The sequence below is a fragment of the Stieleria varia genome (assembly GCF_038443385.1).
GTDB classification, from domain to species: Bacteria; Planctomycetota; Planctomycetia; order Pirellulales; family Pirellulaceae; genus Stieleria; species Stieleria varia.
This window is the reverse complement of sequence record NZ_CP151726.1, coordinates 2,583,214-2,603,490: the sequence shown is the minus strand read 5'-3', so window position 1 is coordinate 2,603,490 and position 20,277 is coordinate 2,583,214. Positions and strand designations below refer to the sequence as shown.

The window sequence follows — 20,277 nt, the reverse complement described above, 5'->3', positions numbered from 1 at the left end:
ATTGCAGGTGATGCGATCTCTCTGAGTGACTCGAAACGGTCTCGCCAGGGCGGTTGAATTTGCTGTTTGGTGCCAATTTCATCGTGATGTGATTGCATAGACGATTGATGAGCCTGATCGGTTTGTGTTTGGAAACCAATGGGTGCGGAACAACGCGATTGATAATTTGAACTCGATGTCACGGTGGTCTCGCGGTTGCTTCGGGCCACTCTACTTCTTCGCTCACCAATTCGATCGCCTGTTCGATCAAGCTCAACCAATGAGCATCAGGCTGAATCAGTCCAGATCGCATGCCATTGATGAATGCGTTCTTGCTTGGCATCGATATCCGCTGCCCGATCACCGCAGCCAGTGCCCGTCGCCAATGGGGAACAACCTGAGTCGTTGTGGCTTGCGCTTGCTGCCATGTCACCACCCAGTGCGCGACCGCCAACAGCGAGACCGTCAGCGATCCTTCCAACTGGCCGGCCGGGTCGACCAAGCCGTTGCACTTCTTGCAGCGATAGTCGTGAGGTTCCTTGGTTGTTGATTCTTCTAAAGGCGATTGCGAATCCAACTCTGTCGGGTCGTCCGATTCGGGATGCGATTGCTTCCACAGCGTGCGGCGTACTTGGAAAGGGGAAGGGAATTTTCTAGAGTTTTGTGACAGACGCACACTTCTGCGATTCTTCCGCAACAGAGTCAGAGTCCACTCTCGAATATTTTGCGCGGCGCTCAATGGTTCAGACCGGAGATGGTAGAAGATTACTGGTAGAAAATGTCACAGAAAACGGCTCGCCCGTGCAGTCGCTACCAGTAATCTTCTACCAGTAATCTTCTACCAAATCGCACTTCGCCAACTGAGTTCTTCGAAAAGGGGAAGGGGAGGGCTAGCTTCTTCCGCTGATCTGAATGCTCGCGAAGCTTGTCTCCCCCAAATACAGAACCAAATCCTGCCTTGCCGGTAACTGCTGGCCAGCCGCCTTCATCCAGCCTGCTTGCAGTTCTGCTGATTAGTGTTCGATTAGTGCCAATTAGTGTTCCCAAAAACAAACCACACTCAAGCCAGTGAGATACAGGTCGGCTTGCTGATTAATAACGACGCATCGCAAACGTGAAAACGGATCGTACTTCAAGAGAAGCAGAACCACTAATCTTCACTGATCGAACACTAATCGGAGTACTTCTTCGAAAAGGGGAGCGGGGTTTCTAACGCGATTAAATTGGATCCCGCGAGGGATCGCAGAAGGTAACCACGGGTCGCCGAAGGCGCACCCGTGGTATGCGACGACCATGTTGAATCGACCCCGCAGGGTGTCGCAGGCTTCTCGGAATCTGGGCTGCGACTGCCTCCGGGGTCGGTTCTCGTCAGACCGAATGAACCGGCGATGATCGCTACGCTCTATCGCCGGCTACCGTCTGAGACCGCTTCACGGCCATAGGCAGCAACAATTCTTTTCACGTCCCTAGCGGGTGCGTGGCATCCCGTGCGGCAGGATGTGTCGGGAGAACTCGTAGCAGAACTCCTTGGGCGGCATCGACACTTCCACATGCGACTTGTCGCGATAGTCCTTCGCGTCGAACACCACCTCGTGATCGTTGACGCGGATCAATCGCCGATCACCAATCGCCACGCCCGCCACGTACTTGGCCAGGTAGCCGAGGACGTGCTGATTCTCGCTCTGGCCACGGTACTCCGGCGCTGTGCCTTGGTTGGCGGCGATCAGATCGTTGAGTTCATGCGGCACGGTCACGACTTGGTGCAAGTAGTCGCAACCGATCGCCCAGGAGAGCAGAATCGCAATAAGGGGAAGGGGGTTTTAATCGCAATAAGGGGAAGGGGGTTTTAAAAGCCGAGTCGTGGATAGTCGCGGATGCGACGGCAGCGTAAAGCATGGGGCGTCAGCCCCATGGGGTGCCACATTGCCGATTGCGAAAGCCGCGGAGCGGCGACAGATAGGGCACGATATCGCCCGCAATCTGTCGCCACCTTCGGGGCTCAATCGGGATCGTTGCGGAACGAGACCTGGGACTTACGTCCCAGGCTTTACGCTTCCGCCGCCTCCGCGGCTTTCTATTGCCTGTGCGTTCACTTCTTAAATCCCGAACCCTCTGCAGAGCGCGCAGACGTTGAGTGAGGGTTTCTTTCTTTGGGGTGCTGCCAGCTAGATTTTGCTGGTTTACCTGGTTGCCAAGATTGCCCAGTGTGACTTGGGTAAGCAACGCGGTTTCTTGCTCTTGGTTGGCTGGATTGCAGACGATGTGATCACTCTGAGCGACACGAAACGGTCACGTCTTGGCGGTTGAACTTTCTGTTTGGTGCCAATTTCATCGTGATGCGAGTGCATCGACGATTGATGAGCCTGATCGGTTTGTGTTTGAAAACCGATGGGTGCGGGACGACGAGATTGATGATTCGAACTCGATGTCACGGTGGCCTCACGGTTGCTTCGGGCCACTCTACTTCTTCGCTCACCAATTCGATCGCCTGTTCGATCAGGCTCAACCAATGAGCATCAGGCTGAATCAGTCCAGATCGCATGCCATTGATGAATGCGTTCTTGCTCGGCAGCGTGCAACGCAGCTTAATCACTTCTGCGAGTGCCCGTCGCCAATGCGGAACAACCTGAGTCGATGCGGCTTGCGTCTGCTGCCATGTCACCACCCAATGCGCGACCGCCAACAGCGAGACCGTCAGCGATCCTTCCAACTGGCCGGCCGGGTCGACCAAGCCGTTGCACTTCTTGCAGCGATAGTCGTGAGGTTCCTTGGTTGTTGATTCTTCCAAAGGCGATTGCGAATCCAACTCCAAAGGGTCTTCGGATTCGGGATGCGATTGCTTCCACAGCTTGCGACACAACTCCAGGTACTTTTTACGTACGTTGGGGGCGAAGCAGCCTGCGTAGCGGGTGCGTGGCATTCCATGCGGCAGAATGTGCCGCGAGAACGCGTAGCAGAACTCTTTTGGCGGCATCGATACTTCCACACGCGACATGTCGCGATAGTCCTTCGCGTCGAACACCACCTCATCATCTTTGACACGGATCAATCGCCCGTCACCAATCGCCACCCCCGCCACGTACTTGGCCAAGTATCCGAAGACGTGTTGATTCTCGCTTTGGCCACGATACTCAGGCGGCGTGCCTTGGATGTCGGCGATCCAGTCTTTATTTTGCACTGTTGCCAAAACGGACCGCAAAGCCGACTCGTCCGCCAGGTTTATCGGCAATCGCAATTCTCCTTATCCGTTGCTCCGTGTGGCAGGTTTTTAGCCTGCCAGATTTCCCGTCAGCTCGGCAGGTTAAAAACCTGCCCCACGTCTTTTTCGGCTGATAACAGGTCATCAGGCGTCTAAGCCGACTGGTGCGACGTCGTCACGGTTTCGTGTTAGCCGACCGAGGATTCCAAAAGCAACACCGGTAGCGGGAAACACGCCGCAGGCAAACCAGGACTTGGCCGCGTCCCAAGGTGCCGGCAGTGAACCGGCCTAGTGGCGCGATGTCTCCCTCTCCATGGCTCTGATTTGTGTAACATGGAGTTCGTGTTCGTCCGTTGTGCCTATGCTTGGAAGCCATCTATGCCGCTCGGAATTCGACCGACCGTTGATTTTGCCTTCAAAAAAATCTTTGGTTCTCCACAAAACTCTGCTGCGTTGATCGGGTTGCTCAATGCCATCCTCGATCTCGATCGACCGATCGTTTCCGTCGAGATTCTTAATCCTTTCAGCTACCAGGAGTTTGCCGAAAGCAAACTGATTGTGCTCGATATCCGTTGCCGCGATTCCTCTGGTCGCATGCTCAATGTGGAGATGCAAGTATCGGTCTATGCGGGCCTGATCGAGCGACTGGTTTACTATGCCTGTAGCATGTACGTCGACCAACTGTCCAAAGGCGGAAACTACGCCCTGGCCGCGCCCTCGATCTCAATTTGTCTGCTCAGCCGCGTTCTTTTCTCCCAAACCACCCAAGCTTACCACCGTTTTCAGCTCCTGGACCAACGGAGCGGTCGTTCAATTTCCAACGGGATCGAAGTCCACACGGTAGAATTGACGAAGTATGCCTTGGCAGAGCAGACGATCTCCAGGGCGAGTAAACTGAATCAATGGGTATTCCTGTTGCTACACGCCCAGGATTACGACGGGGAAGCTCTCCGCCGATTGCTCCCCGGGATCGAGTTTGAGCCAGCGATTTCCACGATAGAAACCATCTCCGCTAAAACGGAAGACAAGCAAATGTACGATCAACGCGAAAAGGCTCAAAGAGACTATGAGTGGGCCATTTCAGGTGCCCGTGAGGAAGGACGCGAGGAAGGACGTGAGGAAGGGCGCGAGGAAGGACGTGAGGAAGGACGTGAGGAAGGACGTGAGGAAGGCAAATTAGCAGGCCAAATCCAGCTTCTCGAGCAGCTCTTGGGAGAGGCCCCCACTGGTGACGGGGAACTGCTTCCGCAAGGCATCGATGCACTTACGAAGCGAATGTCAGACCTTCAGAAGCGACTGCGCGACAGGGAATCTTGATAAGTCTCCGGTCTCCGACTCTCCGGAGAGGGCATGGGAGTTTTTAGTGTCCCGGCGACACCAACGATCCACGCGGCTTCTATCGCCTGTTGGTCGAGCACACCGATCGGCTTCGCATTCGCAACTACAGCGAAGCGACGATCAAGAAGCGAATCACCTACGTTCGCGGCTTTGCGATCTGGTGCCAAGACCGCGACCTGACGTGCGCGATCCACATCACCAAGCCGATCTTGGAAAGCTACCAACGTCACCTGTACCGGTACCGCAAATCCAACGGCCAGCCGTTGAGTTGGGGCAGTCAGCATCTTGCGCTCAAAGAAATACGAACGTACTTCGCCTGGCTCGCCAAGATGAACCACATCGCGTTCAGTCCCGCCGCCGACTTGGAGCTCCCCCGGCAACCCAAGACGCTTCCCAAAGCGATCCTGACGGCTGACGAAGTCGAGCAAGTGCTCGCCCAGCCCGACGTAACGACGCCCATCGGTCTACGTGATCGTGCCATCCTGGAAACGTTCTACTCCACCGGCATCCGCCGTTTCCAACTCTGTGCGCTACGTCTGGACGAGATCCAAGTCGACCGTCGGGCGTTGTTCATCGATCGGGGCAAAGGCCAAAAGGACCGCTACATCCCGATCGGCACCAGAGCGTTGCTCTGGATCGCCCGCTACGTCGAAGGCGTCCGCGACAAGTTCTCAACCCCCGCGAGCGACAACACGCTGTTCCTGACGATCCACGGCACGGAGTTCGAGCCGGACACGATCACGGAGTACGGTCGCCGTTACATCCAAGCCGCCGGCATCGACAAGCCGGGAGCGTGTCACATCTACCGACACACGATGGCGACACTGATGCACGAGAACGGCGCGGACTTGACGTTGATCCAGCAGATCCTGGGACACGCCAAGAGCGACACGACGCAGGTCTACGCCAGAACGTCGATCCGCAGGTTGCAGGAAATCCATGACAAAACGCATCCGGCAGAGCGAAAAGAAGACTAACCGCATCGCAGTTGGATGCCGTACAATGAGTCACATGCAACGCCGACAAAAAATCCCCCGCCGCCAACCCGTCACCGTCGCCCACGCGCGCGGGGGAAGTCGTCGTTGCCATCAGCCCGTGCGAAATCACGTCTTACCAACGCCCCACCGCCTCAAACGCCACTGCACCTTCAACGCAGTCACTCAAGTGGAGTCTTGCTCCAGAGATCCAAATAAAGATCCATCTTTTGGGTTTGAGTTCTACGAGTTCCTTGGTGGGAGCCCTGCAGCACGTTTGGATCATGACGGATGGGCATGGTCTCCAATTCTTGCTTCATCTCCGTGGCACCCATCAGGCCCCGCAGCAGATGCTTACGATGACGCCATTGGGCCTTCGGGAGGGCCGGGACCAACTCCACCTGCGACACCAACTTTCAACCCGGCGCCTTCGCCATGCACCGGTAACAACATGTACCTTTGGTACATGAGAGAACTCCGCGAGCTAAATTCTTGGATTGGAAAGCTACCCGCATGTCCTTGCACTATTAGATGCGTGAAAAAGAATTGCGATGCTTCAGCTCTCGTAGTTGGTGGCGGAATATATAAATGCAACCCCGACCCGTCTTCATGGAGTTTCTCAGATATGTCTGGAGTATTTGGCGTTACTCAGGCATGGGGAAACTACCATCCCGGAGGGCATTATGAACTGCGGAGTTCTGGATGCGGACATGGTACACAGTGTGTTTATGACGCTCAAGGATTCTTAATAAATGATCCCCCTGGTGCAGGGACTGCGGATCGCGTTTCTCCAAATTGCTCTACCGGCGAGCATGGGTCTGCCGATGTTGCCGCCTATGACTGCGCCAAAACACTCGATAGAGCTCGAAATACATCAATCTATACAAATTACTATTTTCGCGTTCGGCCCGTGAATTCAGGGAAGAAATGTGTAGATCCCTCCCGGCCCGCTGGTCCGTTCGGGATGTTGATCGGAATCGGAACGCATGTAATGTAGATGAAGTCATCGCCTAATCCCTACGTCTCGCCAGAGAGCTTTGACGAGTCCCGCACCAAAGAGTCACGATTCGATCACGCTCGCGTCCCTCGGACGCTCGCTGCAAAATTGACTACAAACTGCGTGGTTTGGCAGTTGGTACTTCAGGGATACCTATCTACCAGTTGGTTATTTGCTAGCGCGAGGGGTATCGCACTTGGAATTTATTCCTTATTAGTCCTGGCGTTTACTACTTTAGCCGTGCTGATTATTTTGATCTCTGTCAAGAGTGACCACGGCGGTCAATTGCGTACAAAGCGGTTTTCGGGAATCCTACCGACGACTGGTGCTACTGTGCTGACTTACGTCGCTGCGATCACCTTTTTATTTCATGGGATTAAGCTCTCGTGTGGAATCGACGTTTTCCGCTTAGCTGCCATTGTTGGTGATACACTGCAATTTGTTATCCCAATCGCCGCAATATTTTCTCTGCATACACTGAATGCGATATGGTGTATTTGGGGGGCAAGGCACTATGCAAAGCTAAGCTTGGTATTGACGCATACGTTTATCAATCTCTCGCCGGGAATGCTTATTTATTTTTTGTGGGCTTGCGGTCGCTAGGCCTTAAACAAGCGAAGATCGGATTGGTTTTGGCTGGATTTCTTGCGTTGCCCGGAGCGCAGCGTTGAGGCTCCGGAGGTCCGGTTGCTGAGGTTCATTATGTTTTTCAGTCATCGCTTGGTTCCCTATTGGTTAGATTGCTGCGGCGGTACTGAAGGGCTAATTGGTTTCATCCACGAATGGCACAGTCATTAATGTAACTACTTGGTTTCAAACGCGTTATCACTAACAGCAAGCTTTGCACGCAGGACTTCGCGGGCCGGAAAGGCTTCGCCGGGGTCAGACTCGGGATTCGGGATTCAACCGAACTTGACTTCTTAAATCCCGAACCCTCTGCCGAGCACGCGGACGTTGATTGAGGGTTACTTTCTTGGGGGTGCTGCCAGCTAGGACTTGCTGGTTTAGCTGGTTGCCGAGATTGCCCAGTGTGACTTGGGTAAGCAACGCGGTGTCTTGCTCTTGGTTGGTTCGATTGCAGGCGATGCAATCACTTTGAGTGACTCGAAACGGTCGCGCCTTGGCGGTTGAACTTGATGTTTTGTGCCAAATTCATCGTGATGCGATTGCACAGACGATTGATGAGCCTGGTCGGTTTGTATTTGAAAACCAATGAGTGCGGAGCAACGCGATGGAATGCTTGAACTCGATGTCACGGTCAGGGCGATTGCACGGCGATTTACCGACTGAAAACGACCTTTTCCATGTAGTCATCGTCCCACCCGGCGGTGAGCCGCCTGTTCTTGACTCCACACTTCGCAGTTTTCTCTTGCTTGAGCAAGCTTAAGGCCGTCCGTCTAAGCGTGCTGAAGTTCTCGTCACCATGACCTTTGCGAATGCGACATTGGTCTTCGCCAAACGTCACGTCCAACTGCCAATGACAGCTGTTCTCGATGCCCCAGTGGTTACGCACAGCACAGGCAAACGATTCTCCTTCAAGTGTTTTGCTGAGTATGTAATAACGCACTGCGATCTCGTCGCCCTTTCGACGTTCCGTGTTGTTGATCGACATACCGATGGCACTGAGATTTTTCCAACGACTGGCGTCTGGAAGATCGCTGGGAACCTTGCACAAGTAGTAGCTACGCTCATCCACACGTCCGTGATCGGTCTCCTTCGTGTGATGTTCAAACACCTCGATTCGGGCAAAGTCATCCTCAAGATGATCCAAGAAGAAGGCCTTGATTCCCTCGTGAAGTGTCGGTTGGTTCCCTTTCACTGCCAAGCAATAGTCCGCACCTTCGTCAACGATCTTTGCAGCGATCTCTGTTTGGCAGCCCATTGCATCAATCGTTACCAAACCTCCGGAAACGTCGATGATTTCCAGCAATTTAGGAATCGCTGTGATCTCGTTGCTCTTCGCATCGACCACCGTTTGTCCAAGGCTGATGTGGTTAGCCGTCGCCCATGCACTGACCATGTGGATGGCAGCTTTGCCGGTCGCAGTGTCGTAGCTTCTGCGAAGAGTCTTGCCGTCGATCGCAATGACTTGGCCATCGGTGATCTTGTGAAGCTGAGTGATCCATTCGAGCAGCATCGGTTCAAACTCTTCAGGTTTGACCGCATTGAGGATGGCGTTGAAACGATCGTGCGATGGAACTCCTGCGGTCATATCCAGGAACTTGGAGAACCATTCTTTCTTTGTGTTGGCAAACTTAGCGATCGCAACGAAATCATCCGCACCAGCGATCACCGCACAGATCGTCATAAAGAGAATATTGACAAGCGGATAAATCGGCTCGCCCGGTCGTGGATCGGAAACGGTATTAAGTTTTTCAATCAGTGAAGCAGAGCGTTCCATCAAGCCAATCCTGAGCGAGTCGATTCGCCCAGCCACTGCATCTCAGCGACCCAAACACGAATCTTCGCTCATCTTCGCAAATTACCCAGTGTGGCGCAATCGCCCTGATGTCACGGTGGTCTCGCGGTTGCTTCGGGCCACTCCACTTCTTCGCTCACCAGTTCGATCGCCTGTTCGATCAGGCTCAACCAATGAGCATCAGTCTGAATCAGTCCAGATCGCATGCCATTGATGAATGCGTTCTTGCTTGGCATCGATATCCGCTGCCCGATCACCGCAGCCAGTGCCCGTCGCCAATGGGGAACAACCTGAGTCGTTGTGGCTTGCGCTTGCTGCCATGTCACCACCCAGTGCGCGACCGCCAACAGCGAGACCGTCAGCGATCCTTCCAACTGGCCGGCCGGGTCGACCAAGCCGTTGCACTTCTTGCAGCGATAGTCGTGAGGTTCCTTGGTTGTTGATTCTTCTAAAGGCGATTGCGAATCCAACTCTGTCGGGTCGTCCGATTCGGGATGCGATTGCTTCCACAGCGTGCGGCGTACTTGGAAAGGGGAAGGGAATTTTCTAGAGTTTTGTGACAGACGCACACTTCTGCGATTCTTCCGCAACAGAGTCAGAGTCCACTCTCGAATATTTTGCGCGGCGCTCAATGGTTCAGACCGGAGATGGTAGAAGATTACTGGTAGAAAATGTCACAGAAAACGGCTCGCCCGTGCAGTCGCTACCAGTAATCTTCTACCAAATCGCACTTCGCCAACTGAGTTCTTCGAAAAGGGGAAGGGGAGGGCTAGCTTCTTCCGCTGATCTGAATGCTCGCGAAGCTTGTCTCCCCCAAATACAGAACCAAATCCTGCCTTGCCGGTAACTGCTGGCCAGCCGCCTTCATCCAGCCTGCTTGCAGTTCTGCTGATTAGTGTTCGATTAGTGCCAATTAGTGTTCCCAAAAACAAACCACACTCAAGCCAGTGAGATACAGGTCGGCTTGCTGATTAATAACGACGCATCGCAAACGTGAAAACGGATCGTACTTCAAGAGAAGCAGAACCACTAATCTTCACTGATCGAACACTAATCGGAGTACTTCTTCGAAAAGGGGAGCGGGGTTTCTAACGCGATTAAATTGGATCCCGCGAGGGATCGCAGAAGGTAACCACGGGTCGCCGAAGGCGCACCCGTGGTATGCGACGACCATGTTGAATCGACCCCGCAGGGTGTCGCAGGCTTCTCGGAATCTGGGCTGCGACTGCCTCCGGGGTCGGTTCTCGTCAGACCGAATGAACCGGCGATGATCGCTGCGCTCTATCGCCGGCTACCGTCTGAGACCGCTTCACGGTCATAGGCAGCAACAATTCTTTTCACGTCCCTAGCGGGTGCGTGGCATCCCGTGCGGCAGGATGTGTCGGGAGAACTCGTAGCAGAACTCCTTGGGCGGCATCGACACTTCCACATGCGACTTGTCGCGATAGTCCTTCGCGTCGAACACCACCTCGTGATCGTTGACGCGGATCAATCGCCGATCACCAATCGCCACGCCCGCCACGTACTTGGCCAGGTAGCCGAAGACGTGCTGATTCTCGCTCTGGCCACGGTACTCCGGCGCTGTGCCTTGGTTGGCGGCGATCAGATCGTTGAGTTCATGCGGCACGGTGACGACTTGGTGCAAGTAGTCACAGCCGATCGCCCAGGAGAGCAGTTGCTCGTGCCAGCGATAGCGACTGGTCGCCGAGCAAGTCGGGCAGTGTCGGTCGCCACAGGACTTCAGGACCAATTGGTTTGAATCACAATCGCGGCATTGCCAAGTGCATCCACCCAGGGCACCGGTGCGACACTTGGGGATCAAGCTCATCACTTTCGCTGTGCGATCACCGGCACGCATCGGCAGGCCATCGCGGTAGTCGACGTCGCCACCGTATTCAGCGATGACTTTCGCGATGGACAGCCGTTGTGCGGCAGTCTCACGTTGTCGATTCGCTGCCTTTCGATCAAACACGATCAATTGTCCATCTCGATCCTTTTTCCTTAAAAGGTCCCGTGCGTCATGCTGTTATTTCAGCCAATGTTATTGCTCCACGCGTCGTAATCAAAGTGAGCCTCAGGCGCTAGCCGTGGGCCGGCACCACAATCCGCTTCAGGCCCACGGCTAGCGCCTGAGGCTCACGCGGGCATCAGTTCCCGCAGGTCATGCTGTGTATGACGCAATCCTTCTCTTCAGCCAATGTTTTTGTTCCAAGAGTCGCAATCAAAGTGAGCCTCAGGCGCTAGCCGTGGGCGGGCACCACAATCCGCTTCAGGCCCACGGCTAGCGCCTGAGGCTCACAGGGGGCCACCAGTTCCCGTGGGTCATGCTGGTGGCGACCATGAACTGCCATCGCCCTGAAAGGGCAGTCACAAGATAGCCCAGGGCAAAGCGAAGCGACGCCCTGGGTATGAAAAATCAAAACCCGATCCTCAGCCCTGAAAGGGCGTTGCAACATCATCACCACTTCCGGATTTGTTTCGCCCTTTCAGGGCTTTTGGCCATCATTCATCCCGCTTGCCCAGGGCGACGCTTCGCTCTGCCCTGGGCTATCATGTGTTGCCCCGTTGGGGCAAGTAGCTGCAATCAAGTTGCGATGCTTAGGTGACATTTACGAATAGACGAACCACTGCTTCTTCCCCAAAAGGTCTTCGCTCGTCGCGACACAGCCAGTGGAACACGCCGACCAGAAAAAGGGGAACGGGGTTTTATTCGCACCTCTTGCCCAAAGGCACGTACGTGTTCGAGTACAGCGTGCGATGATTCCTAGGTTTGGCTGTCGAAAGCCGGACTGCAAAAGGTTGGGCGGGCGGCATTCACGGTCTACGCAAGATGGATTCTTTGCTTCCGCCGGGCTTGCCCCGGTTCGGAGCAACAAATGGCAGCTACCCTCAACACAATCGCATTCACTTCCCCACCGCCCGCGAATCGCCGAAGGCGATTCGCGGTGGGGAAGTTTTGTTTGCGTGCGTTGGTAGCCGTCAGTTGTTTCCTCCGCCGAGACAAGCTCGACGGAAGGAGTTTCGAATCAGGAAAAGGAGAACGGCGTTCTATTCGAACCTCTTTGATCACGGACTTGCCCGTTCCGGGGCGTCCGACCACTAGGCACAAGCCACCTTGCTGGCTGTGGACGCGTAGCGTGTCGTGGATTTTTTGCTGGTGGTAGAGCAGTTCAATGTCGCGCAGGGCGAAAGGGTCATGGGTGAGAACGAAGTTGGATCGAAAGCCGTTCGCGTTTCCACGATTGCTACAAAGGATCCGTAGCGCTCGGATGGAAGGGCGTACCGCCTTTCGTCATGCACAGCATGACCTATCATGGTTGCGATGAATGTCAGCCTGGAAAGGCTGACGTACTTGCCCCCCTCCTCAGAGAAGCGACTTAGCGATGTTATTCGAAGGTTCCGCCAGGACGCCGCGTCGTGAACCCATTGTCACGCTCGTCACCGACCTTTCGCTGGTGGACGCGAGCGTCTTCATCGCCCCCGACGCTCAGGTCTTGGGCGAAGTCCGGATCGGAGCGGACTCGAGCGTTTGGTTCGGCGTCGTGATGCGTGGTGACACCGAACGGATTGAGATCGGTGAACGCAGCAACATCCAAGACCGGTGTGTGCTGCACTGTGATCCCGGGATGCCCTGTCTCATCGGAAACGATGTCACCGTTGGTCATGGGGCGATCATCCATGGAGCGGTCGTCGAAGACGAGGCTTTGATCGGTATCGGTGCGATCGTGCTCAACGGTGCACGTATCGGTCGCGGCGCCGTTGTCTCGGCCGGTTCGCTTGTCACAGAAGGCACTCAGATTCCGCCTGGATATCTCGCGATGGGTAGCCCCGCCAAACCGGTCAAGCCCGTCAGTGACGCACTGGCGGAGCGATGCCGAGAGGGAACTCGGCACTACGTCGGTCTGGCCGCAAAATATCGAAGCATGCAAGGCGACGCGTGACTTACAGCTTTCGTGTCAGCGAAATCCGTTTACGTCCCGCGTCGACTTCCAGCACTTTCACTTTGACGATGTCTCCGACCGCGACGATCTCGTTGGGGTCCGAAACGTATTGATCAGCCAGTTGTGAGATGTGAATCAATCCGTCTTGATGGACGCCCAAATCAACGAACGCACCGAAGTGAGTGACGTTGGTGACGACGCCTTCCAGGACCATGTTGGACCGTAGGTCGTCCATGCTGTTGACACGATCGTTGAACTTGGCGACACGGAACTCGCTGCGAGGGTCACGCCCCGGCTTGGCCAATTCGGCGATGATGTCTTGGATCGTTGGCAAGCCGAAGCGGTCGTCGATGAATTCCTCCGGCTTGAGTTTCGCGCTGAGCCCGGAATTGCCAACGACGGCTTGAACCCCGGCGCCGAGTTTCTTTGCCATTTTCTCCACGATCGGATAGCACTCGGGGTGAACGGCGGAGTTGTCCAAGGGTTGCTTGCCGTCGCGAATCCTGAGAAATCCGGCCGCTTGCTGAAACGCGTGTTTGCCCAATTTGGCGACAGCGGTCAGCTCCTTGCGATCCTGGAAACGTCCGTGCTCATTTCGGTACGCCACGATGTTCTCTGCCAGCTTGGGGCCGATGCCGGCGACGTATGAAAGCAACGGTGCGCTGGCCATGTTCAGGTCCACGCCGACGCTGTTGACGCACGACTCCACCACGCCTTCGAGACACTTTCGCAATTTGGTTTGGTTGACATCGTGTTGATACTGACCGACACCGATCGACTTGGGATCGGACTTGACCAGCTCGGCCAACGGGTCTTGCAACCGACGCGCGATGCTGATCGCTCCCCGCACGGTGATGTCCAAGTCGGGAAACTCTTTGACCGCGATGTCGCTGGCCGAATAGATCGATGCCCCCGACTCGCTGACCATGACCTTGGTCACCTGCAGCTCGTGATCGCGGATCAGATCACCAACAAAAGCGTCGGTTTCACGTGACGCGGTGCCGTTGCCGATCGCGATCAGTTCAACGTTGTACTTGCGGATCAGGCTCAACAATTCCTTGCCGGCCACGTCGGTTTGGCTCTTGGGCGGCGTCGGATAGATGGTGGTGTTCGTAAGAAATTGTCCGGTTCCGTCCAGCACCGCGACTTTGCAACCCGTTCGAAATCCGGGGTCGATTCCGATCGTCACGCGCGGACCTGCCGGCGCCGCCATCAGCAGTTCATGCAGGTTCTTGCCGAACACCGCAATCGCTTCATCGTCGGCCTGTTCTTTCAATTGAGCAACGATGGACGACTCCGTCGCCGGCATCAGCAATCGGTCAAAGCAATCCGTGACGCATTCGGATAGTTCTTTCGCGAATTCGAACTGTGGGTTGGTGACCAGTTGTCGTCGCAAGTCACCAACTTCACGACCGGAATCCAACTCCAGGGCGACATTCAAGATGCCTTCCGCCGAGCCGCGCAACATGGCGAGGATTCTGTGTCCGGGAATCCGGGACACCGACTCTTGGCGTTCAAAATACTGCTCAAACTTGTCTGCTCCCTCAACCTTTTTTTTGCCCCTTTTGACGCTCGAGACCACTTTGCCAAACTTGGTCGCTCGATCAAGCAACCATTGGCGGGTGTCGGCATCCTCTGACCAGACTTCAGCCACGATGTCCAATGCGCCTGCGAGAGCTGCCTGCGTGTCGGGGACTTCTTTTTCAGCGCTGACAAATCGATTCAGCACCGACTGTTTTGCTTGACCAAGCGGAGACTGTTTCAACAACAGGTCGGCCAGCGGTCCAAGTCCCCTTTCACGGGCGATCGTGGCCCGCGTCCGTCGCTTGGGCTTGTACGGCAGATAGATCGCTTCGAGCGTGCGCATGTCCTCACACGCCTCGATCTTTTTTCGCAATGCGTCGGTCAGCTCGCCTTGTTGCTCGATCGAGTTGAGCACCGTGAGTTTGCGGGCGGCGAGCGCCCTGGCCTGCTCGATCGCTTGCTCGATCGCACGCAACGCGATCTCGTCGAGACATCCGGTCGCTTCCTTGCGGTATCGCGCGATGAAGGGGATTGTGTTTCCTGCGCTCAGCAGATCCACGGCAGCCTGAACCTGTTTCGCCTGGACACCCAGGCTCTTTGCGATGGCAGCGACGACTTGTTTCTCATCCATGATCAAAACTCCAGTGCTCGGGTGACGATTTCTCGAACGTCGTTGGAAAGCGATTTCGACGCATTGATACGCTCCAATTGCTCTCTCATCAATCCCTGGCGTACTGGCTCAAGTCGTCGATAATCGTTCAGCCGCGATACCAAGCGTGACGCCAATTGGGGGTTCTGACGATCGATCATCAGAACGTGATCGGTCAGCAACTGATAGCCACCTCCATCTGGACGGTGGAAACGCACCTGGTTCATCGTGAACGCTTGCAAAAGCGAGCGGACACGATTGGGGTTGGTGAGGTCAAAGTCGGGATGTTCGGTCAACTTGATCACGTGCGTCAGTGTCGATTCGGCACTGGACAGAGCTTGCACTGTAAACCACTTGTCCAACACGAGTGGCATGCCGTGGTAGCGGTCATAAAAATCTGCCAAGGCGGCTTCGCATTTGGGGCCACCGAGGTCACACAACAGACTTAACGCTGCTTGACGATCCGTCATGTTGTCCGCGGAATCATACTGGTTGGCGGCCAGTTCAGCAGACTTCTCATCAGGCCCTAACGTATCGCGATCCAGCGTCAGGTAAGCCAACGCGGTGTTCTTGAGCCGACGACCGTCGATGCTGGCCGGATCGTTTCGATAAGGCCCGCTCTGCGCCAGTTTGCGATACGTTTCCGCCAGCCAGTTGCCGTGACGAGCGGCAATTTGAGCACGCAAGAATTGGCGGCTGCTGTGAATCGCGTCCGGGTCCACCGATTTCATTTCTTGTGCAATCGTGGACTCGCTCGGCAAGGTTAACAACAGGGCGAGGTACGATCCGTCGAGTGTCGTATCGCTGGTTTGTTGTCCGATCGCATCAAGAAATCTTGTTAAGGAATCGCTGCCGGATAGATCTTCGCCCTGGGCATAAGAAACCAGCAATCGCAATGCGAGTGTTTGACCGGCGTCCCAACGATTGAACGAATCATTGTCGTGCGCCATCAGGAACGCGAGCTGCTCGTCGTCGCGCTGCATGCGAAGCCGCACCGGCGCGGAGTATCCTCGCAACACCGACGGGACGGGACGTTGTGACAAGCCGGTGAACACAAAGGAACGCTGGGTATCGTTGAGCATCAACACCCTTTCGTTCGTCGGGTGAGGGATCTCGCCGGTCAGTTGCATCGGAAACTCATCGCCGTTGGAATCCAGTAGAGCGGTGCGGATCGGAATGGGGACCGGCTGTCGCCCCGAGACGCCCGGGATCGACTCGGGCAACGGCGGGTACGATTGCGTGAAAGTGAGCGTGTACTGTCCCGAATCCGCATCCCACTGATCATCGACGGTCAGATCGGGTGTGCCGGCTTGCGAGTACCAGCGGTCCATCAGCGTGAAATCAACCTTGTTGGCATCCGCCATCGCCGCACGAAAATCGTCACAGGTCACGGCGCTGTTGTCGTGTCGCTGGAAATACAAATCCATCCCGCGGCGAAATCCCTCCGCGCCAAGTTGCGTGTGATACATCCGAATGATCTCGGCACCTTTGTCGTAAACCGTCGCGGTGTAAAAGTTGTCCATCGCGATGTACGATTCGGGGCGGATGGGGTGTGCCATCGGCCCGCTGTCTTCGGCAAACTGACGACCACGCAAGGAAACCACGTCGTCGATTCGTTTCACGGCGGCGGATGTTTGATCGGTCGTGAATTGTTGATCACGAAAAACAGTCAAGCCTTCCTTGAGCGTTAATTGAAACCAGTCGCGGCAGGTCACGCGATTGCCGGTCCAGTTGTGAAAGTACTCGTGTGCGATCACGGCTTCGACGCCCAGAAAATCACTGTCGGTGGCCGTCTCGGGCAGTGCCAAGACAAACTTGGAATTGAAAACATTCAATCCCTTGTTTTCCATCGCCCCCATGTTGAAATCGTCGACCGCGACGATCATGTAGATGTCGAGGTCGTACTCCAATCCAAAGACGTCTTCGTCCCATCGCATGGATTTTTGCAAAGACACCAGCGCGTGTTCGCACTGCGAGAGATTGCGTTCTTCCACCCAGATCTCCAAAGCCACCTCGCGTCCACTGCGAGTGGTGAAGCTGCCGCGATGGCATTTCAAATCGCCCGCGACCAACGCGAACAGATAGCTGGGTTTGGGAAACGGGTCTTCCCAAATCACTTCGTGTCGTCCGTCCTGCAAATCCGACTGCGACAGGCGATTGCCGTTGGACAGCATCACAGGGCATTGTGTTTTCTCGCCACGGATCGTCACCCGATAGCGACTCATCACGTCAGGGCGGTCAGGAAAGAACGTGATGCGTCGAAATCCTTGTGCTTCGCACTGGGTGCAATAATTGCCAGACGTGCGATACAACCCCGAAAGTGCCTTGTTGGACTCGGGGTCAATGACCACTCGAGTCTCCACCACACACTCCTCTGGCAAGTCGGTCAGAATCAAGCCACCGGTGGTAAGCTGATACTCGGTCGATGACAGTGTTCGTCCATCGACCGCAACGGACTGCAGCTGCAGATGATTGCCATCGAGCTGCAGCGGCCCCGGCGGTTGGTCTTGATTGCGTCGAACACGCAATTGAGCGGAGACATACGTTTCGTTGGGCTGCAAATCGAACTGCAGGTCCACATGATCGACCCAAAAATTCGGCGGCGTGTAGTCTTTGCGATAAACCGTTCGCACGGATTGCGTTTCTGATGGCGTTTCGGTTTCTGTTTCAGTGGGCGACGATTCGGACAAGGCATCTTCTCGCGTGGTGGAAAGCTGACGACCGACCGATCACGACGCAAAAAAAATCGCTGACCGGCTTGGCCACGCATTGTAGGGCCAGATCAGCAACCCCGCACCGGTGGCATCTGCCGAATGCTTGGTGGGCTAGCGATCGAGATGATTGCCGATCGTGCAAACAGCACCCCTTTCGATCGACAGCAGGCGTCGTATACCGAATCCCCCTCATGGCACGAGATTTGCCGAATTGGAAGTTCAAGAACGATCATCGTTCCAAAAGACACCCCTCCAAGAACTCATTCTGATAGCAACATGTCCATCCAATCTCCCGCCGTGATCGTGACCGGTAGTTCTGGTTTGCTCGGCCGCCCCGTTTGCCAGCGGCTGGCCGATGCCGGCTACTACGTTTTCGGTTTCGACCGTGTCGGTTTGCCCGAACCACCGAAGGATCATGCAAACATTCGCGATATCGAATGTGATATCAGCGATTCGGTTTCGGTCCGACACGCGATGCAAAAGGTGCACTCGATGACCGGTGGACGATTGGCCAGCGTGGTACACATGGCCGCGTTCTATGACTTTTCTGGCGAGGACAACGACCTCTACGAAAAGGTCACTATCAATGGCACCGATCGCCTGCTCAATGAACTGGAAGACTTTGAACTGGATCAGTTCATTTTTACCAGCACCATGCTAGTTCATGAGCCCTGCGAAGTCGGTGAGCACATCCGCGAAGACGATCCCCTGGAGGCGAAGTGGCCCTATCCGGCGAGTAAAATAGAGACAGAGCGATTGATTCGCGACGGGCATCCCGGTGTGCGATCCGTGTTTCTCCGGATCGCTGGCATCTACACAGACTATGGACGACAGCCGACGATCGTTCAGCAGCTCAAACGCATCTACGAGAAAGATTTCCAGGGGCACTTCTTTCCAGGCGATACCGATACCGGCCAGTCCGCCGTGCACCTGGATGACGCGATCGATGCGATTGTACGAACGGTCGAACGACGCCAACAGATCGAGCCGAAAACAGCCATCTTGATCGGTGAGGCAGACCCCCCCAGCTATGAAAGCTTGCAAAATCTGATCGGCCAACAGTTGCACGACAAAGAATGGGCAACGATGTATGTTCCCAAACCGATCGCCAAAGTCGGGGCGGCCGTGACCGATTTCGTCCAAGGCGGAGATGCCTTTATCAAACCATACATGGTCAACATGGCGGATGATCATTACGCACTGGACGTCTCGCGGGCACGGGAATTGTTGGGCTGGAAACCGCAGCACTCGCTCGCCGACAGCATCGCAGCGATGACCGACTTGTTGAAATCCGATCCCAAAGCGTGGTACCAGAAAAACGGATTGGTTTATCCCCATGGCAACTGATGCACTTCCCGTCGATGACCTGAATCGCTCGGTTCCGCCGTACAAACACAATCCGTCCGCTTGGTCTCAGCGAATTCCGATCTGCCTGCTCGCGTTCGTCGCCGCTGCGATCTCTGCCCACCTCTCGCTCTATCAGTGGGGGTTCATTCAGAGCACTTGGGATCCGGTGTTTGGTAACGGCAGCAACGAAGTCTTGAAATCGGACACCGCTCAATCGATGTTTGGATTGTTGGGGATTCACGACGCGGCGCTCGGTGTGATCGCCTACTTGGGCGATGCCATTCTCGGATTCGCAGGTTCGACTCGGCGCTGGCAGTATCGTCCATGGCTGGTGATCCTGTTCGGAATCGACGTGATTCCACTCGGCATCGTCAGCGTCATTCTCGTGCTGTGCCAAGCTTTCATCGTGGGAGACTGGTGCTTTCTGTGTTTGGTGACGGCTGCAATCTCCTTGATCCTCGTCTACTGGGCATGGGATGAGGTGCGAGTGTCGCTCGCCTATCTGCGGATCGTGTGGCAGAATCATCACAGCATGCGAATCCTGTGGAATGCATTCTGGGGATACCGCAGTGATGAACTGGATCAAGCCGCTGAACAGCTTCTCTCACGTGAGGTGTCATGATGTGGGGACGTGTTGTTGAAATCATGACGGCGGTTTGGCTCGCCGCCAGCCCGTTCATCTTTGATGTTCAGTCGAACATGGTTTTGCTGTGGAGCGATCTTGGAATTGCACTTTTGATTTGCATTCTTGCAGGATTGTCCTATTGGAAACCAACCAGGCACGCACACTTGCTGAGTTTGTTGGTTGCCGTCGGGCTGATCATTTGGGGGCGTTTCGCCGTATTGCCCCCTTCGCCCATCCACCAGAATCACATCGTCGTTGGACTTTTCCTGTTGATGATCGCGTTGATCCCCAATCACGCGTCACACCCACCGTTGGTTTGGCAAATCGATCGGGCCACTCAAAAAGGTGCCAACGACCATTGATTCACCATCATTTTTGGCAAAGGGATTCGCCAGAATTCCCCAGCTATCGCAGAGGATTTCTGACGAAATCCACTACGGCAATCATCATGACGCGTCGGGTTAGGAAAGTCTTTCAATGCCGTTATCCCTCGCTGACGCGTCGGGTTAGGAAAATCTTTCAATGCCACATTGGTTCGTTCCCGCGGCATTAGCGAGATGGAATTCTGGCG

13 protein-coding genes and 1 pseudogene are annotated in these 20,277 nt (G+C 55.2%); 6 read left to right on the top strand and 8 right to left on the bottom strand.

Features of this window, described 5'->3' with window-relative positions; all coding sequences use genetic code 11:
- Nucleotides 1-178: 178 nt before the first annotated feature.
- The 3 genes from Pla52nx_RS08920 to Pla52nx_RS08910 all read right to left on the bottom strand — a co-directional run bounded on the left by Pla52nx_RS08920 (nucleotide 179) and on the right by Pla52nx_RS08910 (nucleotide 3,214).
- Nucleotides 179-718: a hypothetical protein gene (locus Pla52nx_RS08920; protein ID WP_342190370.1), complete on the bottom strand. Its 540-nt coding sequence runs from the start codon at nucleotides 716-718 to the stop codon at nucleotides 179-181.
- 727 nt (nucleotides 719-1,445) lie between these two features.
- The gene (locus tag Pla52nx_RS08915; protein WP_342190369.1) at nucleotides 1,446-1,733 is read right to left on the bottom strand and encodes a transposase; all 288 of its coding nucleotides are present in this window, start codon (nucleotides 1,731-1,733) and stop codon (nucleotides 1,446-1,448) included.
- Between the two features lie 674 nt (nucleotides 1,734-2,407).
- On the bottom strand, nucleotides 2,408-3,214 hold the full coding sequence (locus Pla52nx_RS08910; protein WP_146523891.1) for a transposase: 807 nt from the start codon (nucleotides 3,212-3,214) through the stop codon (nucleotides 2,408-2,410).
- Nucleotides 3,215-3,556: 342 nt separating this feature from the next.
- On the opposite strand from Pla52nx_RS08910, the gene Pla52nx_RS08905 reads away from it, so the two are divergent.
- Together Pla52nx_RS08905 and xerC are read left to right on the top strand one after the other, a co-directional pair.
- On the top strand, nucleotides 3,557-4,495 hold the full coding sequence (locus Pla52nx_RS08905; RefSeq protein ID WP_342190368.1) for an Rpn family recombination-promoting nuclease/putative transposase: 939 nt from the start codon (nucleotides 3,557-3,559) through the stop codon (nucleotides 4,493-4,495).
- Between the two features lie 71 nt (nucleotides 4,496-4,566).
- Nucleotides 4,567-5,493 (top strand): annotated as a pseudogene (gene xerC / locus Pla52nx_RS08900) (site-specific tyrosine recombinase XerC); the annotation flags it as partial.
- Nucleotides 5,494-7,766: 2,273 nt separating this feature from the next.
- Here the strand turns inward: xerC and Pla52nx_RS08895 are convergent.
- The 3 genes from Pla52nx_RS08895 to Pla52nx_RS08885 all read right to left on the bottom strand — a co-directional run bounded on the left by Pla52nx_RS08895 (nucleotide 7,767) and on the right by Pla52nx_RS08885 (nucleotide 10,878).
- The gene (locus Pla52nx_RS08895; RefSeq protein WP_342190214.1) at nucleotides 7,767-8,888 is read right to left on the bottom strand and encodes an ISAs1 family transposase; all 1,122 of its coding nucleotides are present in this window, start codon (nucleotides 8,886-8,888) and stop codon (nucleotides 7,767-7,769) included.
- A 110-nt stretch (nucleotides 8,889-8,998) separates the two neighbouring features.
- Entirely contained in the window at nucleotides 8,999-9,538 is a 540-nt protein-coding gene (locus tag Pla52nx_RS08890) for a hypothetical protein (RefSeq protein ID WP_342190367.1), read from the bottom strand.
- 713 nt (nucleotides 9,539-10,251) lie between these two features.
- Nucleotides 10,252-10,878, bottom strand: a complete 627-nt coding sequence (locus Pla52nx_RS08885; RefSeq protein ID WP_342190366.1) for a transposase zinc-binding domain-containing protein — start codon at nucleotides 10,876-10,878, stop codon at nucleotides 10,252-10,254.
- Nucleotides 10,879-12,289: 1,411 nt separating this feature from the next.
- On the opposite strand from Pla52nx_RS08885, the gene Pla52nx_RS08880 reads away from it, so the two are divergent.
- A complete protein-coding gene (locus Pla52nx_RS08880) occupies nucleotides 12,290-12,847 on the top strand; it encodes a gamma carbonic anhydrase family protein (RefSeq protein ID WP_146519007.1) in 558 nt (185 codons plus the stop codon).
- Between the two features lies 1 nt (nucleotide 12,848).
- Here Pla52nx_RS08880 and Pla52nx_RS08875 read toward each other — a convergent pair whose 3' ends face one another.
- Together Pla52nx_RS08875 and pepN are read right to left on the bottom strand one after the other, a co-directional pair.
- Nucleotides 12,849-15,002, bottom strand: a complete 2,154-nt coding sequence (locus Pla52nx_RS08875; protein WP_146519008.1) for a Tex family protein — start codon at nucleotides 15,000-15,002, stop codon at nucleotides 12,849-12,851.
- 2 nt (nucleotides 15,003-15,004) lie between these two features.
- Complete coding sequence (gene pepN, locus Pla52nx_RS08870; protein WP_146519009.1) at nucleotides 15,005-17,710, bottom strand: aminopeptidase N; 2,706 nt, start codon at nucleotides 17,708-17,710, stop codon at nucleotides 15,005-15,007.
- Between the two features lie 300 nt (nucleotides 17,711-18,010).
- Here pepN and Pla52nx_RS08865 point away from each other — a divergent pair, with 300 nt between their 5' ends.
- Genes Pla52nx_RS08865 through Pla52nx_RS08855 form a run of 3 tightly spaced genes read left to right on the top strand, consistent with a single transcriptional unit; the run spans nucleotide 18,011 to nucleotide 20,068 of the window.
- Nucleotides 18,011-19,081: an NAD-dependent epimerase/dehydratase family protein gene (locus Pla52nx_RS08865; protein ID WP_146519010.1), complete on the top strand. Its 1,071-nt coding sequence runs from the start codon at nucleotides 18,011-18,013 to the stop codon at nucleotides 19,079-19,081.
- A complete protein-coding gene (locus Pla52nx_RS08860; RefSeq protein ID WP_146519011.1) occupies nucleotides 19,071-19,703 on the top strand; it encodes a vitamin K epoxide reductase family protein in 633 nt (210 codons plus the stop codon). Before Pla52nx_RS08865 ends, Pla52nx_RS08860 begins: the two co-directional genes overlap by 11 nt.
- Nucleotides 19,703-20,068, top strand: a complete 366-nt coding sequence (locus Pla52nx_RS08855) for an SPW repeat domain-containing protein (RefSeq protein WP_146519630.1) — start codon at nucleotides 19,703-19,705, stop codon at nucleotides 20,066-20,068. Before Pla52nx_RS08860 ends, Pla52nx_RS08855 begins: the two co-directional genes overlap by 1 nt.
- Nucleotides 20,069-20,277 lie beyond the last annotated feature (209 nt).

What these genes read in the sequence shown, in the direction of transcription:
- Pla52nx_RS08875 (WP_146519008.1), bottom strand. Translation starts at nt 15,002, where the DNA reads ATGGATGAGAAACAAGTCGTCGCTGCCATCGCAAAGAGCCTGGGTGTC.
- Pla52nx_RS08895 (WP_342190214.1), bottom strand. Translation starts at nt 8,888, where the DNA reads ATGGAACGCTCTGCTTCACTGATTGAAAAACTTAATACCGTTTCCGAT.
- Pla52nx_RS08880 (WP_146519007.1), top strand. Translation starts at nt 12,290, where the DNA reads ATGTTATTCGAAGGTTCCGCCAGGACGCCGCGTCGTGAACCCATTGTC.
- Pla52nx_RS08905 (WP_342190368.1), top strand. Translation starts at nt 3,557, where the DNA reads ATGCCGCTCGGAATTCGACCGACCGTTGATTTTGCCTTCAAAAAAATC.
- Pla52nx_RS08865 (WP_146519010.1), top strand. Translation starts at nt 18,011, where the DNA reads ATGTCCATCCAATCTCCCGCCGTGATCGTGACCGGTAGTTCTGGTTTG.
- Pla52nx_RS08855 (WP_146519630.1), top strand. Translation starts at nt 19,703, where the DNA reads ATGTGGGGACGTGTTGTTGAAATCATGACGGCGGTTTGGCTCGCCGCC.
- Pla52nx_RS08860 (WP_146519011.1), top strand. Translation starts at nt 19,071, where the DNA reads ATGGCAACTGATGCACTTCCCGTCGATGACCTGAATCGCTCGGTTCCG.